At 62.1% G+C, this 18343-nt stretch carries 19 protein-coding genes; 10 read left to right on the plus strand and 9 right to left on the minus strand.

What is annotated here, in order from left to right:
• Positions 1-147: 147 nt before the first annotated feature.
• The 3 genes from alaS (at position 148) to DRF71_RS05240 (ending at position 4039) form a co-directional block, all read left to right on the plus strand.
• On the plus strand, positions 148-2805 hold the full coding sequence (gene alaS, locus DRF71_RS05230; RefSeq protein WP_112309431.1) for an alanine--tRNA ligase: 2658 nt from the start codon (positions 148-150) through the stop codon (positions 2803-2805).
• 3 nt (positions 2806-2808) lie between these two features.
• Entirely contained in the window at positions 2809-3099 is a 291-nt protein-coding gene (locus DRF71_RS05235; protein WP_112309432.1) for a DUF1330 domain-containing protein, read from the plus strand.
• A gap of 145 nt (positions 3100-3244) precedes the next feature.
• Positions 3245-4039 carry a class II glutamine amidotransferase gene (locus DRF71_RS05240; protein ID WP_112309433.1) on the plus strand — a complete coding sequence of 265 codons (795 nt, stop codon included), beginning with the start codon at positions 3245-3247 and terminating at the stop codon, positions 4037-4039.
• 93 nt (positions 4040-4132) lie between these two features.
• Here DRF71_RS05240 and DRF71_RS05245 read toward each other — a convergent pair whose 3' ends face one another.
• Positions 4133-5635 (minus strand): CoA-acylating methylmalonate-semialdehyde dehydrogenase, encoded by a 1503-nt coding sequence (locus tag DRF71_RS05245; protein WP_112309434.1) that lies wholly within the window; start codon positions 5633-5635, stop codon positions 4133-4135.
• Positions 5636-5758: 123 nt separating this feature from the next.
• On the opposite strand from DRF71_RS05245, the gene DRF71_RS05250 reads away from it, so the two are divergent.
• From DRF71_RS05250 to coaD, 3 genes are all read left to right on the plus strand, one after another.
• Entirely contained in the window at positions 5759-6682 is a 924-nt protein-coding gene (locus DRF71_RS05250) for a LysR family transcriptional regulator (protein ID WP_112309435.1), read from the plus strand.
• 60 nt (positions 6683-6742) lie between these two features.
• A complete protein-coding gene (locus DRF71_RS05255) occupies positions 6743-7174 on the plus strand; it encodes a CBS domain-containing protein (protein WP_112309436.1) in 432 nt (143 codons plus the stop codon).
• Between the two features lie 110 nt (positions 7175-7284).
• Positions 7285-7776, plus strand: coding sequence for a pantetheine-phosphate adenylyltransferase (coaD, locus tag DRF71_RS05260; RefSeq protein WP_112309437.1), 492 nt, complete (start codon positions 7285-7287; stop codon positions 7774-7776).
• An 84-nt stretch (positions 7777-7860) separates the two neighbouring features.
• On the opposite strand, the gene gap (DRF71_RS05265) is transcribed toward coaD, so the two are convergent.
• The 3 genes from gap (DRF71_RS05265) to gap (DRF71_RS05270) all read right to left on the minus strand — a co-directional run bounded on the left by gap (DRF71_RS05265) (position 7861) and on the right by gap (DRF71_RS05270) (position 10188).
• The gene (gene gap, locus DRF71_RS05265) at positions 7861-8862 is read right to left on the minus strand and encodes a type I glyceraldehyde-3-phosphate dehydrogenase (RefSeq protein ID WP_112309438.1); all 1002 of its coding nucleotides are present in this window, start codon (positions 8860-8862) and stop codon (positions 7861-7863) included.
• A gap of 143 nt (positions 8863-9005) precedes the next feature.
• Positions 9006-9149 carry a hypothetical protein gene (locus DRF71_RS27905; protein ID WP_198672069.1) on the minus strand — a complete coding sequence of 48 codons (144 nt, stop codon included), beginning with the start codon at positions 9147-9149 and terminating at the stop codon, positions 9006-9008.
• 37 nt (positions 9150-9186) lie between these two features.
• Positions 9187-10188, minus strand: a complete 1002-nt coding sequence (gap, locus tag DRF71_RS05270; RefSeq protein WP_112309439.1) for a type I glyceraldehyde-3-phosphate dehydrogenase — start codon at positions 10186-10188, stop codon at positions 9187-9189.
• A gap of 247 nt (positions 10189-10435) precedes the next feature.
• Between gap (DRF71_RS05270) and DRF71_RS05275 the strand changes: the two genes are divergently transcribed.
• Positions 10436-11410, plus strand: coding sequence for a DUF808 domain-containing protein (locus DRF71_RS05275; protein WP_112309440.1), 975 nt, complete (start codon positions 10436-10438; stop codon positions 11408-11410).
• A gap of 75 nt (positions 11411-11485) precedes the next feature.
• Here DRF71_RS05275 and rarD read toward each other — a convergent pair whose 3' ends face one another.
• From rarD to DRF71_RS05290, 3 genes are all read right to left on the minus strand, one after another.
• Positions 11486-12394 carry an EamA family transporter RarD gene (gene rarD / locus DRF71_RS05280; RefSeq protein WP_112309441.1) on the minus strand — a complete coding sequence of 303 codons (909 nt, stop codon included), beginning with the start codon at positions 12392-12394 and terminating at the stop codon, positions 11486-11488.
• A gap of 112 nt (positions 12395-12506) precedes the next feature.
• A complete protein-coding gene (locus DRF71_RS05285) occupies positions 12507-12941 on the minus strand; it encodes a cupin domain-containing protein (protein WP_112309442.1) in 435 nt (144 codons plus the stop codon).
• Entirely contained in the window at positions 12938-13483 is a 546-nt protein-coding gene (locus DRF71_RS05290; RefSeq protein WP_112309443.1) for a pseudouridine synthase, read from the minus strand. Before DRF71_RS05290 ends, DRF71_RS05285 begins: the two co-directional genes overlap by 4 nt.
• A gap of 138 nt (positions 13484-13621) precedes the next feature.
• Between DRF71_RS05290 and DRF71_RS05295 the strand changes: the two genes are divergently transcribed.
• Positions 13622-14473, plus strand: coding sequence for a hypothetical protein (locus DRF71_RS05295; RefSeq protein ID WP_157970933.1), 852 nt, complete (start codon positions 13622-13624; stop codon positions 14471-14473).
• 14 nt (positions 14474-14487) lie between these two features.
• Here the strand turns inward: DRF71_RS05295 and DRF71_RS05300 are convergent, their stop codons facing one another.
• Positions 14488-14850: a HesB/IscA family protein gene (locus DRF71_RS05300; RefSeq protein ID WP_112309445.1), complete on the minus strand. Its 363-nt coding sequence runs from the start codon at positions 14848-14850 to the stop codon at positions 14488-14490.
• Between the two features lie 101 nt (positions 14851-14951).
• Here DRF71_RS05300 and DRF71_RS05305 point away from each other — a divergent pair, with 101 nt between their 5' ends.
• The gene (locus tag DRF71_RS05305; RefSeq protein WP_112309446.1) at positions 14952-16151 is read left to right on the plus strand and encodes a deoxyguanosinetriphosphate triphosphohydrolase; all 1200 of its coding nucleotides are present in this window, start codon (positions 14952-14954) and stop codon (positions 16149-16151) included.
• Positions 16152-16254: 103 nt separating this feature from the next.
• On the opposite strand, the gene DRF71_RS05310 is transcribed toward DRF71_RS05305, so the two are convergent.
• Positions 16255-16722: a disulfide bond formation protein B gene (locus DRF71_RS05310; protein WP_112309447.1), complete on the minus strand. Its 468-nt coding sequence runs from the start codon at positions 16720-16722 to the stop codon at positions 16255-16257.
• Between the two features lie 192 nt (positions 16723-16914).
• On the opposite strand from DRF71_RS05310, the gene ypfJ reads away from it, so the two are divergent.
• Positions 16915-17784 carry a KPN_02809 family neutral zinc metallopeptidase gene (gene ypfJ, locus DRF71_RS05315; RefSeq protein ID WP_112309448.1) on the plus strand — a complete coding sequence of 290 codons (870 nt, stop codon included), beginning with the start codon at positions 16915-16917 and terminating at the stop codon, positions 17782-17784.
• Positions 17785-18343 lie beyond the last annotated feature (559 nt).

Below are 18343 nucleotides of genomic sequence, written 5' to 3' on the forward strand. Positions count from 1 at the left end.
GAACCCGCAATTTGATCATAAGAACAAGGCCGGAAGCCCCGCTTCCGGCCTTTTTTCGGTCAGGGCGCATCCCCCCGTGGACAGGGGGGATGCGCGCCGTTACATGGAAGGCCGAAATCAGATCATCCTCCATGAAGAGGCCCGGCCATGGCGTCGCTTAACGACATCCGCACCACCTATCTCGACTTCTTTAAGAAGAACGGGCACCGCGTTGTGGACAGCTCGCCGCTGGTGCCGAGGAATGACCCGACGCTGATGTTCACCAATTCGGGCATGGTTCAGTTCAAGAACCTGTTCACCGGCACCGAGCATCGCGATTATAAGCGTGCCACCACCGCGCAGAAATGCGTCCGTGCCGGCGGCAAGCATAACGATCTCGACAATGTCGGCTATACGGCGCGCCACCATACCTTCTTTGAAATGCTGGGGAATTTCTCTTTCGGCGATTATTTCAAGGATCAGGCCATCGCCTTTGCCTGGGAACTGCTGACGAAGGATTTCGGCCTCGCGAAAGACAAGCTGCTGGTCACGGTCTACCACACCGATGACGAGGCCGCCTCGATCTGGAAGAAGGTCTCGGGGCTCACCGATGACCGCATCATCCGCATCGCCTCGGATGACAACTTCTGGCGCATGGGCCCGACCGGTCCCTGCGGTCCCTGCACCGAGATTTTCTATGATCATGGTCCCTCGATCTGGGGTGGCCCGCCCGGCTCGGCGGAGGAAGACGGCGACCGGTTCATCGAGATCTGGAACAACGTCTTCATGCAAAACGAGCAGTTCGAGGATGGCTCGATGCGTCCCCTCGACATGCAGTCGATCGACACCGGCATGGGGCTGGAGCGGATCGGCGCGCTCTTGCAGGGTAAACACGACAATTACGACACCGATCTGATGCGGAGCCTGATCGAGGCCTCGGCGCATGTCACTTCGTCCGATCCCGACGGCACCGGCAAGGTGCATCACCGGGTGATCGCCGACCATCTGCGTTCGGTCTCGTTCCTGATCGCGGATGGGGTGATGCCCTCGAATGAGGGGCGCGGCTATGTTCTGCGCCGCATTCTGCGCCGGGCCGCGCGCCATGCGCATATGCTGGGGGCGAAGGATCCGGTGATGCACCGTCTGGTGCCGGCGCTGGTGCGGCAAATGGGGGCGGCCTATCCGGAGCTGACCCGAGCCCAAAGCCTGATCGAGGAAACGCTGAAGCTGGAAGAGACCAAATTCGGCCAGACGCTGGATCGTGGTCTGAAACTGCTGGATGAAGAGCTTGCCCGCATCCCCGAAGGCGCCGATCTGCCCGGGGGCGCGGCGTTCAGACTCTATGACACTTACGGCTTCCCGCTTGATCTGACCCAGGACGCGTTGCGCGAAATGGGCCGCAATGTCGATGTCGTCGGTTTCGAGGCTGCTATGGCCGAGCAGCGCCAGAAAGCCCGCGCCGCCTGGTCGGGAACCGGCGAGGCGAAAGACGCGAAGATCTGGTTCGAACTTGCTGAATCCAAAGGTGTAACCGAGTTTCTGGGTTACGAGACCGAGGCCGCTGAGGGCGTCGTCCAGGCGCTGGTGCGCGACGGGGCCGAGATCGGCGCGGCACAGACCGGCGAGACCGTTCAGGTCGTGGTCAACCAGACGCCCTTTTATGCCGAAAGCGGTGGCCAGGTCGGAGATACCGGCTTCATCCGCACCGATACCGGCGTGGTCGGGATTTCTGACACCAAAAAAGCGGCGGGCATCTTCATCCATATCGGCCAGGTGGTCGAAGGCGGCATCTCGCGCGGTCAGCCAGCTCGGCTGGAGGTCTCTCATAGCCGCCGCTCGGCGATCCGGGCGAACCATTCCGCCACGCATCTGCTGCATGAGGCGCTGCGCGGCGCTCTTGGCGATCATGTGGCTCAAAAGGGTTCGCTCAACGCACCCGACCGGCTGCGCTTTGACTTCTCGCATGGTCAGGGGCTGTCAGCCACGGAACTGGCCCGGGTCGAGGCCGAGGTAAACGACTATATCCGCCAGAACACCGCCGTTGAGACCCGCATTATGACGCCCGACGATGCCCGTGCAATCGGCGCCCAGGCGCTGTTCGGCGAGAAATATGGCGATGAGGTGCGGGTGGTTTCGATGGGCCAGCTGCCGGCCTCGGGCAAGGGAGCTGACGGCCAGACCTATAGCCTGGAGCTTTGCGGCGGCACCCATGTGAAGCGCACCGGCGATATCGGCGCCTTCGTGCTGATGGGCGACTCGGCATCCTCTGCAGGGGTGCGGCGGATTGAGGCACTGACCGGCGAGGCGGCATTGTCGCATCTGCGCGTCCAGGAACAGCGGCTGGCCGAGGTCGCCGCAGTCCTGAAAGCGCCGGTTGGCGAGGTGGTCGACCGTGTCCGCGCGCTGTCAGAGGAACGCCGTCAGCTTGCGAATGAGATCGCGACGCTGCGGCGGGAATTCGCTATGGGCGGCGGTGGCAGTACAGGACCGGAATCCAAAGAAATCAACGGTGTGAAGCTGATTGCTCAGGTGCTGAAAGGCGTCTCTGGCAAGGATCTTCCGGCCCTGATCGACGAGATGAAGACCCGGATCGGCTCGGGTGCCGTGCTGCTGATCGCCGATACCGGTGCAAAACCGGCAGTGGCGGCGGGGGTGACCCAGGATCTGACCACCAGGGTCTCGGCGGTGGATCTGGTCAAGGCGGCGGCGGCGGCACTTGGCGGCAAAGGCGGCGGCGGCCGGCCGGATATGGCCCAGGCCGGCGGCAATGATATTGCCGGCGCCGAGGCCGCGATCCAGGCGGCCGAAGCCGTGCTGGGGGCCTGAGCCATGCCCGCAGCCTATTGGATCGCCCATGTCCATGTGACCGATGCCGAGGGCTATGCGCGCTATGCCAAAGGCGCGACCATGGCCATCGAGGCGCATGGCGGCACCTTCCTCGCGCGGGGCGGGCGTTATGTGCAGCTTGAGGGCAATGACCGCGCCCGCAATGTGCTGGCGCGCTTCCCTGATCTGGAAACGGCGGTGGCCTGCTACAACTCGCCCGAATACCAGGCGGCGCTGGATCATGCCCGCGATGCGGCGGTCCGCGATCTCGTCGTGGTCGAAGCGGCGGAATAACAGCCTCATTTCCAGGCAGTTATCCGCCTTTGGTAACCTTTCGTGAAGCGGCCGGGGCTTATCATGTCCCGGCCGCTTCGTTATTCTGCCACAAAAGCGCAGAAGGGGTGATCAGGCCCTGGCGGTCGGGCAGAGGTATGTCATCATGTGTCGTTGGGCGGCCTATATCGGCGAGCCGATTTTCCTCGAAGACATCGTCTCGCGACCGGGTCATTCGCTGATCCATCAAAGCCAGCGCGCCACCCAATGCCTGACCGCGATCAATGCCGACGGTTTCGGCATCGCCTGGTATGGCGAACGCGCCGAGCCAGGGCTTTACCGCGATGTAATGCCGGCCTGGTCCGACCCGAATCTGAAAAGCCTGACCGCCCAGGTGAAATCCGGTCTCTTCCTCGCCCATGTTCGCGCCTCGACCGGCACGGCAACCAGCCGCAACAATTGTCACCCCTTCACGGCCGGACGGTGGAGCTTCATGCATAACGGCCAGGTCGGCGGCTATGATGCCTTTCGCCGCGATGCCGAGATGCTGATCCCGGAATCCCTCTACTCGCAGCGCAAAGGCGCCACCGACAGCGAGGCGCTGTTCCTCACTGCCCTCGCCGAAGGGCTGGAAACCGATCCGCGCGGCGCTTTGGAACGCGCCTGCGCGAAATTCATCTCGCTTGCCCGCCGCAAAGGCGCCGCCCCACATCTCAGGATGACCGCCGCGCTGTCAGACGGCGAAACACTCTATGCCGTGCGCTATGCCAGCGATGACCTGGCGCCCTCGCTCTGGTATCGCTGGTCCGACAGCCGCATGGGGATGGCTGTGGTCTCCGAACCCCTCGAGGCGGAAGAGGGTGGCTGGACCGAAGTGCCCTCCGCCTCTTTCTGCACCTTCCGCGCCGGCCATGTCAGAACCCAGCCCTTCCTGCCCTGTAGCCTCGCCGAAGCCGCATAAAAAAAGGCGCCCCGAAAGACGCCTTCTTCCTCTTGACTGAAATACTCCACGGGGGTGTGGGGGTGTGAAAACCCCACTTCCTCCATCGACCATTCAGTCCATCGCCTTGAAGTTCAGCGATGCGCCTTCCTTGATCCCCGAGAACCAGCGTGCCGTCACCGTCTTCGTCTTCGTATAGAAGCGCAGCGCATCCGGGCCATATTGGTTCAGGTCACCGAAGGAAGATTTCTTCCAGCCGCCAAAGGTGTAGTAGCTCAGCGGCACCGGGATCGGGAAGTTCACACCGACCATACCGACATTCACCCGGCTTGCGAAATCGCGCGCGGTATCGCCATCGGCGGTAAAGATCGCGGTTCCATTGCCGTATTCATTGTCGATCACCAGTTGCAGCGCGTCTTCATAGGTCTCGGCGCGCACCTGGGTCAGAACCGGCCCGAAGATCTCCTGCTTGTAGATCTCCATATCGCGGGTGGCATGGTCAAACAGCGACGGGCCCACGAAGAAGCCGTTCTCATAGCCCTGGAGTTTGAAATCCCGGCCATCGACGACAAGTTTCGCGCCTTGTTCCACACCCGAATCGATCAGGCCACGGATCCGCTGCGCCGAGGCAGAGGTGATCACCGGCCCGAAATCGACATCATTGCCAGCGGTATAGGGGCCGACTTTCAGCTTCTCGATCCGCGGCACCAGCTTTTCGATCAGCGCATCGGCGGTTTTCTCGCCCACCGGCACCGCGACCGAGATCGCCATGCAGCGTTCGCCCGCCGCACCGAAACCAGCGCCGATCAGCGCATCGGCCGCCTTGTCGAGATCGGCATCCGGCATGATGACCATATGGTTCTTCGCGCCACCGAAGCATTGCGCGCGCTTGCCGTTGGTCGCCGCGCGGCCATAGATATATTGCGCAATCGGGGTCGAGCCGACGAAGCCGACCGCCTGGATCACCTCGTGATCAAGGATCGCATCGACGATTTCCTTATCGCCATTGACGACCTGCAGCACGCCATCGGGCAAACCGGCTTCCTGCAAAAGCTGCGCGAGGTAAAGCGCGGTGGAGGGGCAGCGCTCCGACGGTTTCAGGATCATCGCATTGCCGGCAACCAGCGCCGGGGCCATTTTCCACAAGGGGATCATGGCGGGGAAGTTGAAGGGCGTGATGCCCGCCACAACGCCAAGCGCCTGACGCATCGAGTAAATATCAATCCCAGGGCCGGCGGAATCGGTATATTCGCCTTTCAGGAGCGCGGGCGCGCCCATGCAGACTTCGACGACCTCAAGGCCCCGCTGCACATCGCCTTTGGCATCGGGAATGGTCTTGCCATGCTCGCGCGAGACCAGTTCAGCCAGCTTTTCCATGTCGCGATTGATCAGGGCGGCAAAGGCCATCATCACGCGGGCGCGGCGCTGCGGGTTGACCGCCTGCCATTTCAGCTGGGCCGCAGCCGCCGACTGGATTGCGGCGTCAAGTTCCGCCGGAGTGGCCAGTGCAAGCCGCGCCTGCACTTCGCCGGTGGCGGGGTTGAAGACATCGGTGAAGCGGTCTGACTTGCCCTTTACCAGCTTGCCGTCGATCCAGTGACCAATCTCAGCGACCATGGCGGAACCTCCCATATGAATTTGCATGGCATGGTTTTACTCTTGCGAAATCGCTGATCAAAGCGCCAATTGGCCAAAGGCGTTTTGCATTTTTGCAAAGGTTCGGGATGGCGAAGGTTAAGCATGGACTGGGACGATCTGAGGATATTTCTGGAGGTGGCGCGGCATGAAAGCCTCTCGGGCGCCGGCAAGCGGCTCAAGATCGACGCGGCGACGGTCGGGCGCCGGGTGCAGCGGTTTGAAGATGCACTCGGCCAGCGGCTTTTTGCCCGCAGCCCTCAGGGCTATCAGCTGAGCCCGGCCGGTGAGCGGCTCTTGCCGGCGGCCGAGCGTGCCGAGGCGGCGATGCTGGCGGCGGGTGAGGCGCTGTCGGATGACCGGGCAGGGCAGGGGCTGACCGGGCTGATCCGGCTGGGCGCCCCGGATGGTTGCGCCAATTACCTGCTGCCGCCGGTGATCGCGCATATCTGCGAGCACAATCCGGGGCTTGAGGTGCAGCTTGTGGCGCTGCCGCGGGTCTTCAACCTCTCGAAACGCGAAGCGGATATGGCGATCGGGGTTTCCCGCCCCGAGACCGGGCGGCTGACGGTGCAGAAGCTGACCGATTACCGGCTGGTGCTGGCGGCGTCCGAGGCCTGGCTGGCCCGCAACCCGGCACCCGTCAGTCGCGCCGATCTGCGGGATCTGCGATTCGTCGGTTATATACCGGATCTCATCTTCGACAAGGAACTGGATTATCTGGCCGAGCTGGGCGCCCCCCAGGTGGCTATTTCCTCGAATTCGGTCTCGGTCCAGCTGAATTTTCTGCGCCAGGGGGCGGGAATCGGCATTGTTCACGATTTCGCCCTGCCGGCCGCGCCAGAACTCAGGCAGATCCTGCCCGATGAGGTGGGGCTGACCCGGTCTTTCTGGCTGATCCGCCACGCCGATGACGGGCGGGTTCAGAGGCTGAACCGCTTTGCGCAAAGCCTTGTGCGGGAGACGAAAGCCGAGATGGCCAGGCATGAAAACACTGCTCCGCCCGGCGGTTACAACCTCAAGGCTTGACAGAATCCTGCGGCTCAAAGACGCTTCTTCTGACAGACACGGGAAAGTGAGGAGAAGCCCATGCTTGTCAGCCAGATCCTTAAGACAAAACCGGCAGGGGTGATCACGATTGCTCCGGAGGCCACCGTTGCCGAAGCTGCCGCCGTGCTGTCGGAAAAGCGGATCGGGGCGCTGATCGTCTCATCCGATGGCAAAAAGGCGCTTGGCATCCTGTCCGAGCGCGACATCGTGCGCGAGCTGGGGCGATCAGGCGTCTCCTGCCTCTCGGCGAAGGTGACAGAGCTGATGACTGCAAAGCTTGTCTCCTGCACCAGCGGCGACATGAATATGGATATCCTGAAGACGATGACCGATGGCCGCTTCCGCCATATGCCAGTGATCGAGAATGGCGAGATGCTGGCCATCATCACCCTGGGCGATGTGGTGAAGGCACGGCTGGAAGAGCTGCATGCCGAGAAAAGCGCGCTTGAAGGCATGATCATGGGGCATTGAGCCCTGTAGCTGTCAAAGGGCACGCTGCGCTGCGGCGATTTTGATCTTGCGCAGACGCGGGCAATATTGTTGCGTGCGTCTGCGGCAGAGGGATCAGGGAGGATTCACCCATGCGCATCGGTCTTTATCCGGGCACGTTCGATCCTGTGACGCTGGGCCATACCGATATCATCCGGCGCGCAATGGCGCTGGTGGACCGGCTGGTGATCGGCGTGGCGATCAACCGGGACAAAGGGCCCTTGTTCAGCCTGGATGAGCGGGTGGCAATGCTGCGTGACGAATGCGCGGGGATCACCGAAAGCACCGGCGGCGAGATCCTGGTCCATCCATTCGAAAATCTGCTGATCGACTGCGCCCGCGATGTGGGGGCGAATGTGATCGTGCGCGGCCTGAGGGCGGTGGCGGATTTCGAATATGAATTCCAGATGGTCGGGATGAACCGGGCGCTGGACGATTCTGTTGAGACCGTCTTCCTGATGGCTGATGCACGGCGTCAGGCGATTGCCTCGAAACTGGTCAAAGAAATCGCGCGGCTGGGCGGCGATGTCAGCCGCTTTGTGCCGCCCCAGGTCGCGGCGGCGCTGAAAGCGAAATACGGCTGAGCAGGGGTCCGATTTCTTCAAAGAAATCGGCGCGGATTTTTCAAAAAATCCGCGCGCTTTGAGATGTGCTTAGGTCTGACCCTGTCAGATCAGCTTGCCCATGGCGACAGCCGTATCGGCCATCCGGTTCGAGAAGCCCCATTCATTGTCATACCAGCTGAGAACCGAGACCATGGTTCCGTCCATCACCTTGGTCTGGTCGATATGGAAGATCGACGAATGCGGGTCATGGTTGAAGTCCGCCGAGACATTCTTGAACTTCGTATAGCCGAGAATGCCCTTCAGCGGGCCATCGGCAGCGGCGATGATCGCAGCGTTGATCTCTTCCACCGAGGTCGCGCGTTTCGCGATGAATTTCAGATCCACCACCGAGACATTCGGCGTTGGCACCCGGATTGCAAAACCATCGAGCTTGCCCTTCAGCTCCGGCAGCACGAGGCCCACGGCCTTAGCCGCGCCGGTCGAGGTCGGGATCATCGACAAAGCCGCCGCGCGGGCGCGGTAGAGATCCTTATGCATGGTGTCCAGCGTCGGCTGGTCGCCGGTATAGGAATGGATCGTCGTCATCATGCCTTTCTCGATGCCGATGGCGTCATGCAGCACCTTGGCGACCGGCGAGAGGCAATTGGTGGTGCAGCTGGCATTCGAGACGACCAGATCGTCTTTGGTCAGCGTCTTGTCATTCACCCCGAAAACGATGGTCTTGTCGGCACCATCGCCCGGCGCCGAGATCAGCACACGTTTGGAGCCGTTTTCCAGATGCGCGAGGCATTTCTCTTTCGAGGTGAAAATACCGGTGCATTCCAGGACCACATCGACACCCGACCAGGGCAGTTCAGCGGGGTTCCTCAGCGCGCTTACCCGGATCGGGCCGCGGCCGACATCAATCCAGTCCTCGCCGGTGGTCACCTCGGCCGGGAAGCGGCCATGGACCGAGTCGAAGCGCAACAGATGCGCATTGGTCTCGACCGGGCCGAGATCATTCAGCGCCACCACCTCGATATCGGTCCGCCCCGATTCGATGATCGCGCGCAGGATATTGCGCCCGATGCGGCCAAACCCGTTGATTGCAACCTTGACAGCCATGACCTGTTCCTCCGGTGCTGTGGTATCTTTGCGATGTCAGGGCAGGCTTGCCCCGACGAATCTCTGGTCCCGGCGTCGCAGCGCCGGAATGCTAGCGCTAACAACCCCAGAACGCGCGGAAATGCAATCAAATCCTGGCAGGATCACCGCCAGAATTGAACCCAATCGACAAGATAAAGAAATTTTTTGGCCAGAAACATCAGGATCTGCCCCTGATTCAGAAGCAGATCCAGCCCGATTGCCACAGCAAGCGTCAAGGCGATGTACAGAGCGACACGGTCGGTCAAGTGAGTCCCCGGAATTTCACCGGGTCGGCGCCCGGTCTCAGCCAGCAAGCCGCCCCATGGCGCCGGCCACATCGGCCATGCGGCAGGAGAAGCCCCATTCATTGTCATACCATGCCAGAACGCGGACGGAACGGCCAACAACCCGTGTCTGATCCGGCGCGAAAATCGACGATTGCGTGGTATGGTTGAAGTCGATCGAGACCTTGGGCTCGGGGTCATAGGCCATGACCATGCCCATATAGCCATTGGCCGCCTCACGCACGATCTGGTTCACCTCATCCGCGGTGACCGACTTCGCGGCGATGAAGGTCAGATCGACCGCCGAGACATTCGGGGTCGGCACGCGGATCGCCGAGCCGTCGAGCTTGCCTTTCAGTTCCGGCAACACCTCGCCAAGCGCTTTCGCGGCGCCGGTCGAGGTCGGTATCATCGCCATCGCAGCCGAGCGCGCGCGGTAGAGATCGGAATGGCGGCGGTCCAGCGTCGGCTGGTCGCCGGTATAGGAATGGATCGTGGTCATAATGCCCGATTCGATCCCGATCGTGTCATTCAGCACCTTGGCAAGCGGCGCGAGGCAGTTGGTGGTGCAGGACCCGTTCGAAACGACCAGATGCTCAGGCTTCAACGCGCGGTGATTGACGCCGTAAACCACGGTCAGATCGGCATTCTTCGCCGGGGCCGAAACCAGCACGCGCCTGGCGCCGCGCCCCAGATGCACGGCGGCTTTATTGCGGTCATTGAAATTGCCGGTGCATTCCAGCACGACATCGACGCCGTCCCAGTCCAGCTCTTCCGGATTGTAGGTCGACATCACCCGGATCGGCCCGCGCCCCAGATCCAGCGCGCCGCCCTCGACCTTCACGGTGCCGGGGAAGCGGCCATGGACCGAGTCGTATTTCAGCAGATGCGCATTGGTCTCGATGGGGCCGGTCGCATTGATGGCGACAACCTGAACATCATTGCGGTTCGATTCGGCGATATGGGCCAGGGTGCAGCGACCGATACGGCCAAATCCATTGATCCCGACGGTGATGGTCATATCCTGTCTCTCCGCTGCGCGTGATATACTGGGCCTCTGGCTGGTTAGCGCCGCCCCTGGGGTTTTCAAAGCATAAAAACGACGTATTTTCATTGTGTTAGCGCAAACCTTCCGTGTTTGCGCTATCGCTTGCGGTAACAGGTGCTGGCCCGGGCAACAGAAAAGCCTGCGCCCGGACCATGACGCCCCTTGTCCTGGCCGGGTGATTCCCTGTCTCTGGGCGGGAGAACAGTGAAACAGGTGGAATATGAGCGGTCTGCTGGCACTCCTTGATGATGTTGCGGCCATTGCCAAGGTCGCGGCGGCCTCGGTCGATGACATTGCGGCGGCGGCGGCCAAGGCGGGGGCCAAGGCTGCGGGCGTGGTGATCGACGATGCTGCGGTGACGCCGAAATATGTGACCGGGTTCAAACCGGCGCGCGAGCTGCCGATCATCTGGCGAATCGCTGTCGGATCGCTGCGCAACAAACTGGTGATCCTCTTGCCGGTGCTGCTGGCGCTGGAGGCATTCTTTCCGGTGGCGATCACGCCCTTACTGATGCTGGGGGGCGCCTATCTCTGTTTCGAGGGCGCCGAGAAGCTGTTCCACGCGCTCCTTCCGCATGCGGATGCGGCTGTGGAGGCGGATTTCGCGACGGGTGATGAAAAGCAGCTGGAAGAGGAGAAGGTCGCCGGCGCGATCAAGACCGATTTCATCCTCTCGGCCGAGATTATGACCATCGCGCTTTCGGTGATCGACAGCCCGGATTTCTGGATGAAGGCGGGGGTTCTGCTGGTGGTGGGCGCGCTGATCACGGTGGTGGTTTATGGTGCGGTGGCACTGATCGTGAAGATGGATGATATCGGGCTGCATCTGGCGGCGACCGGTCGTCTGGGGGCAACAAAGGCACTTGGGCGCGGGCTGGTCAAGGGGATGCCGGTGCTGCTGGCCTTTCTCTCGGTGGTGGGGACGGCGGCCATGCTCTGGGTTGGCGGCAATATCGTTGTGCATGGGCTGGAGGTGACGCATCTCTGGACCTGGCCCTATGAGACGATCCGCCATCTGGCAGTGTCGGCGGCAGCGGCGGTGCCACAGGCGGCGGGGCTGGTGGAATGGCTGGTGACGGCGGCGCTGGACGGTGTGCTTGGGCTGATCCTCGGCGCAATGCTGATCCCGCTGGGCACCAGGGTGATCGGGCCATTGTGGAACCGTGTCACCGGAAAACCAGGCGCCCCCCATTGAGCGGGCGAAATCTGATCAGATTTCGTGCCGGAGCCTTCCAAGGCTCCGGACCGGAGTTTTGCAAAACTCCGGTTGCTACCGTCGGCGTCGGAGCATTGAGGTCGAATAGATCACCAGACCCAGCCATATGAACCCGAAGGCGATCAGCTTTTGCCGACTGAAGGGCTCGTCAAACACGAATACCGCCGTCAGGAAGATCATGGTCGGCGCGATATATTGCATGATGGCAATCGTGGTCAGCCGCAGCCGCTTGGCGCCATTGGCGTAAAGGATCAGCGGGCCGGCAGTAACCAGCCCCAGAAAGAACAACATGCCGCTTTGCCAGCCCGGCCCATGCAGGAACTGCATCTGCCCGCTTGCGGCAAGCCAGCCGATCACCGCCAGCGCCGGCAGCATCAGCACCATCACCTCCAGTGTGAAGCCCTGGTTCGGCCCGATCGGCAGGCTCTTCTTAAAATAGGCATAGAGGCCCCAGGTCAGCGTCAGCCCGAGCGCCAGCAAGGGCAGTCGGCCTGCCTCGACGGTCAGGATCGCCACGCCGATGGCCGCCGAGAAGATCGCGATCCATTGCAGGCCGCGCAGCCGCTCTCCCAGCAGGGCGGCACCCAGCAGGATCGAAAAGAGCGGGTTGATATAGTAGCCAAGCGCTGCATCCAGCGCACGTCCAGAGACGATTGCCCAGACGTAAAGCCCCCAGTTCAGCGAGATCAGCGCGGCGGTCACCAGCGTCATCCCAAGCATCGCCGGATTGCGCAGCGCCGCACGCAGATCAGCGGTCCTCCGTGTCAGAGCAAGCACGATCAGCGCCACCGGCAGCGCCCAGATCACCCGATGCGCCACCACTTCCACCGGCGAGACCTGGTCCAGTGCCTTCATGTAAAGCGGCAGGAACCCCCAGAGCAGATAGGCCGAAAATGCGTAGAGAAAACCCGACAGGCTGTCTCCATCCTGCGGCGCGTGGGAAGGGGCGGGTCTGCTTTCCATCCGAAAGGTTTAGCCCTGACGGGCCGGTGCTGCGAGAGTTGATCTTGTGACGGATACAAGATTGACGCGTCCTGCGCCAAAGCCCTCTTATGCCGGTTGGGCTTTCCCGGCCTCAACTGCCGTCGTCATCGCCGGGGAGTGTCCAGCCGGCGGGCGCGAGTTCATACCCCTCAAACCGGAAGCCCGGGCTGACGGTGCAGGACACCAGCGTCCAGTCGCCGGTGCTGCTTGCCGCCTGCCACCATCCGGCCGGCACCATCAGCTGGCATTGCTGGCCGCCGAGGATATCAGGGCCGAGGGTGAAGCGGCGGGCGTTGCGCTCGCCCATCGACAAGTCCAGCGGCGCCCCGGCATGCCAGAGCCAGATCTCATCGGCATCGACCCGGTGCCAGTGGCTGCGCTCGCCGGCTTGCAGCAGGAAGAGGATCGCGGTGCCGCTGGCGCGTCCCTCGCGGATCGGGCCACGCCAGGTCTCGCGATACCAGCCACCCTCGGGATGCGGCTTCAGATCGAGACGGGCAATGATCTCCTGCGACACAGCACTCATACCTGCCTCCATTGCCCCGGGCTGATGCCCGCCAGCGTCCAGTCGCCGATCCGCCAGCGGATCAGTCGCAAAGTCGGCAACCCCACCGCCGCTGTCATGCGGCGGACCTGGCGGTTGCGGCCTTCGCGGATGGTCAGCTCGATCCAGGCATCGGGCACCGATTTGCGCACCCGGATCGGCGGCTCGCGCGGCCAGAGCCAGTCGGGCGCGTCCACCAGACGGGCGCGGGCGGGCAGGGTGGGGCCGTCATTCAGCATGACCCCCGCCTCAAGCGCCGCCAGCGCCGCCGTATCCGGTATGCCTTCGACCTGGGCGAGATAGGTCTTTTCCGTCTTGTGTTTCGGGTCAGAGATCCGCGCCTGCAACCGCCCGTCATCGGTCAATACCACCAGCCCCTCGGAATCGCGGTCGAGCCGCCCGGCCGGATAAACGCCGGGCAGATCCAGCACCGCCGAAAGAGTCGGGCGGGGCGAAGGGCTCTTCAGATCGGTGAACTGACAAAGCATGTCATAGGGTTTGTTCAGCAGGATGATGCGGGGCATGGCCTTATTTTGCACGGCCTGCGGGCGGCGAAAAGCAAGCTTTTGGCCGTGGGCTTCAGTTTGCCATAATGATCTGTCAGTTTTCGCAACCGGGCAGGTCAGTTCAGCCAGAGGTGCGCGATGACATGGAGAGTTTTCTTGCTGCGGGTCTGGCTTAACCGTCGCAAGGCCCTGTGTCTCGTTCTCCTCTTCTCAATCATATTTCTGGGTATGGGTCTTATCCTCGGTTTGAAAGAGGAAATGCCAGCCCTGGTGATAATCAGCCTGTCGACCGGCGCGCTTGCAGGGGCTGCTTTAGCACTTATCGCTGTGATCATGGCGGCATTTGTACCGAAGTCACCTTCCGGCATGGGATGTGTCGCCATCGCCCTTATCTCACTTGTGGTGCTGGCCATTGCCGATGAATACGGATTTTTGCCGGATGCAACACTTGTGCGGATCCTGCTGTGGTCGGTTCTCTTCGGTGTCTTATTCTGGCTGGTCAGTGCACCAACCCTTGAAGGGGTTTTGCGGCGGAATGTTGTGGTGGTCGCACATGCGAAAAGCAGCCTCTCGCGCGAAGATCTCTGGCCGTGGATAATCCCGACACCCGACCTTAACATGGCTCACATCGCTCCTGACGCCGGCGCATGGAAATGGATCGAGCCGGGCAGGCGCTTCACCTGCCATTCAGTCAGCAACGATGTCGCAACAATGGAGGTCGAAATAGAGACCCTGCAATGGCCCGGGCAGATCATTATCCGCTGGCAGACCCGCCCGGTTCCGGGAAAAAAACAGGTTCAGAGACAGGGGCGTCAGACGATCCGGTTCAATCCACTGAAGAATGGCTGCGAGGTTGATATTAGGCTCGAATTGGCAGGCTTCAGCCTTCTGTTGTGGGCTTTGCAGTGGCTGGATGACGGCCTGACCCGCAGATTGATTGAAACCATTCACTATGCGCAGAGATGTGATCCCGCAAGCCGGGGTCACGCCCGATCAGCGGCTGCGTGATCAATTCTGGCGGCTCAGATCGAGAATGACGTCCCGCAGCCGCAGCTGCTCGACGCATTTGGATTCTCGATCACGAACCGCGCGCCGATCAGCTCTTCGGTGAAATCAATCACCGCATTTTGCAGGAAGGGCAGCGAAACCGGATCAACCAGCACCCGCTGGCCGTCTTTTTCAAAGACCAGATCTTCGGGCCCGGCCTCGCCCAGCACGATCTCATATTGAAAGCCCGAACAGCCGCCGCCCAGCACGCCGATGCGCAAAGGCTGCGCCTCGCCGGTGATTTCGGCAATCTCGGCCAGCCGCGCGAAGGCGCGATCCGTGACACGGGGCAGGGCATCCGCAAAGGGGGCCGCATCGGCGGGAAGCGTAAGTTCCATGGCTGTTCCGGTATCTTTCAGCGCTTTCCCGGAATATAGGGGGCAGGACCGCGCCGGACAAGGCGCGGAACAGCCGCCGAACGAACTGGAACCGGAACGTGATGCTCGCCCCCTTTGCCTGCCAGCCCGAAGAATCGCGTGGAAGGCTTTTCGATGAAGGAATGAGCACATTCCGCTCGCCCTTCCAGCGTGACCGCGACCGGATCATCCATTCTTCGGCCTTTCGACGCCTGAAACACAAGACGCAGGTGTTTGTGGAACATGAGGGCGATTATTACCGCACCCGCCTGACCCATTCGATCGAGGTGGCGCAGGTGGCGCGCACGATCTCGGCAGTGCTGGGGCTGAATACCGATCTGGCCGAGGCGATCGCGCTGGCGCATGATCTGGGCCATACGCCCTTTGGCCATACCGGAGAGGATGCGCTGGCGCGGCTGATGCAGCCCTATGGCGGTTTTGACCATAACGCCCAGGCCCTGCGCATCGTGACCCGGCTGGAGCGCCATTATGCCGGCTTTGACGGGCTGAACCTGACCTGGGAGACGCTGGAAGGCATTGCGAAACACAATGGCCCGGTGATCGGCCCGAACGCGGATGAGAAACACAAGCACGAGCCCGACCAGCTGCCCTATGCGCTGGACGAAGTGAACCGCGCCTGGGATCTTGAGCTTTCCACCCATGCCAGCGCCGAGGCCCAGGTCGCGGCCATCGCCGATGACGTGGCCTATTCGCATCACGACCTGCATGACGGGCTGCGCTCGGGCCTGTTCACCGAAGAGGACCTCATGGAACTGCCGGTCGCCGGCCCCGCTTTCGCCCGGGTGGACGAGCTTTACCCCGGCCTTGACCGCATGCGCCGTCGCCATGAGGCACTGCGCCGCGTCTTTGGCCGTATGGTGGAAGATGTGATCCATGTCGCGCAGAACCGGCTCGATGCCGCGAAACCGCAATCGGTGGATGAGATCCGCCATATGGGCACGACGATCATCCGCTTTTCAAAACCGCTGTATCAGGAGCTGAAAGCGGTGCGCAGCTTCCTCTTCCACCGCATGTATCGTGCGCCTTCCGTGATGGAAGTGCGGGCCAAGGTGACCGGTGTGATGGATGATCTCTTCCCGCTTTTTATGAACCAGCCCGGGCTGCTGCCGGCCGAATGGCAACAGGATATCGCGGAGGCCGGTAATGATGAGACCACGCTGGCCCGCATCGTCGCCGATTATGTCGCCGGCATGACCGACCGTTTCGCGATCCAGGAACATGCGCGGCTCTTCAACTGCGCGCCGGTGACCGAAGGGACGTAACCCCCCGGAAACGATTCAGGAAATTCCGCCTTCCTCTTGATGAAAATACTCCCGCCGGAGGCATCCGCGCCTCAAAACAGGCGCGGAACGGGTGCGGGCCCGATCAGTCCCGCCGGCTGGCGCCAAACAGCCAGATCAACGCCAGACCGAAAGACACAATCGCGTTCCAGCCCGCCATCGAGATCCCGAACAGCGACCACGGAATCGCATCGCAACGCACCGGGGCAGGGGTCGCCGTCGCCGGATTCATCAGCTCCGCCGCCGAGAAACCCGCAACCGAGCCCTGGGTGCAGCTGGAGATATATTCCCACCAGCCCTGTTCCACTCCGGCATGGAAAAGCCCGATCCCCGCCGTGACCAGCGCCGCCAGCGCCCCAAGCCAGGGCCAGATCCGCCAGCGCGTCACAGCCCAGAGCAGCAGGATCACTACCGCCGCCGCATGGGGCCAGCGCTGCAACAGGCACAAATGGCAGGGGGGGAGGCCGCCGATATACTGAAAGGCGAAAGCGGCAGCCAGCATGGCGCCCGATCCAAGTCCGGCAATCACGATGGCAGGTGATTTCAGTCCCATATGGCGACCCGCTTTCTCTGGCTTCGCCCTCCGCATTATGCCCATTGAGGAAAAAGGAAAAGCCATCGCGCCGCCGCGCTCACCGCTGCGTGAACGCCGCGCGCAGACGGCCAGCGATCAGGGCTTTCCCCGTATCGCCGGCCCGGCTAGATTTCCCGCTATCACATCGGAGTGACCGGAGGAGTTACCGGAATGCAGTGGAAAGGCCGCCGTGGCAGCAACAATATCGAAGACCGTCGCTCCCAGGGGGGCGGTATGCGCGCCGGCGGTGCCGCCGGGGTCGGCGGGCTCGGCCTCGTTGCAGTTTTCGTGATCGCGCTGGTGCTTGGGGTCGATCCGAGCCAGCTTCTGAACCAGGCCGGGCTTGATACCGGCCAGAGCAGCGGCAACGCCGGTGAGCCGCTGACCACTCAGGACAAGGAGGCCGGTGTATTCGTCTCGGTCGTGCTTGCCGATACCGAGGTGATCTGGGCCGATCTGTTCCGCAGCCAGCTGAACCGGGCCTATAAACCAGCGACGCTTGTTCTGTTCAAAGGCGGCACCCAGTCGCCCTGTGGCGGCGCCTCCGAGGCGACGGGCCCATTCTATTGCCCGGCGGATCGCAAGGTCTATCTCGATACCGGCTTCTTCGTCACGCTGGAGCGCCAGCTTGGCGCCAAAGGCGATTTCGCAGCCGCCTATGTGGTGGCGCATGAAATCGGCCATCACGTCCAGAACGAGCTCGGCATCCTCGGTCGCGCCAATACGCTGCGCGGTCAGCTGAGCGAAACCGACTCGAACCAGATCTCGGTGCTGATCGAGCTGCAGGCCGATTGCCTGTCAGGCGTCTGGTCGAATGAGGCCGCCAATACGCTTGGCACCGTCGAGAGCGGCGATTTCGACGAGGCCCTGAATGCCGCGCGCCAGATCGGCGACGACACGCTGCAAAAGAATGCCGGCCGGCGCCCGATGCCGCATACCTTCACGCATGGCACCTCGGCGCAGCGCGCGGAATGGTTCAACACCGGACTGCGCGGTGGCCAGATCAGGGAATGCCTGAAACTGACCGATCAGATCCTCTGAGAGCGGCCGGGAATAAAGGAACCCGTCAGAAAGGCGGTTTCCTTTAAGCCGCAGGTTCCGGCAGAAGCATGCAGAAACAGTTCTGGCTGGCCGTGGGCAGGAGTTATTTTACATAATACTGATTATAAATCAAGCACTTAGCAAGCCTCACAACATCTTGTAGGGGAGGGAATGACGGCCTGTCAAGCGATAAAATCCTATGGAAAAGCCCCGGAACACCTCAGCCATTTGACAGGCAGGTATTCCGGGGCTTTCCCACAGGTGTTGCACAGTGGTCAGGAGCGCTTGGCACACCACGGCACGAAGGGCCGGGAGCCACCAGAGCCGGAAGACCGGGCGGGGCGGCTCTTGCAGGTGCCGCGCTCAGGGCGCACAGGATCTGTGCGCAAGGCTTGATCAGTCAACGGACGATCAACGCGAGGCCGAGCCGGAGCAGGCCGGGAAAGGGCAGGGCGAGAGACCGCTTTAGCGGGTGCCTCGTCCTGGCGGATTACCCGCCCCCGAGGCGTGTGGACGAGATCAGGCAACAACGTCCGGATACGGTCGAGCGCCTTAGCCT

Origin of the sequence: Pseudogemmobacter bohemicus, from assembly GCF_003290025.1 — a bacterium.
GTDB lineage: Bacteria > Pseudomonadota > Alphaproteobacteria > Rhodobacterales > Rhodobacteraceae > Pseudogemmobacter > Pseudogemmobacter bohemicus.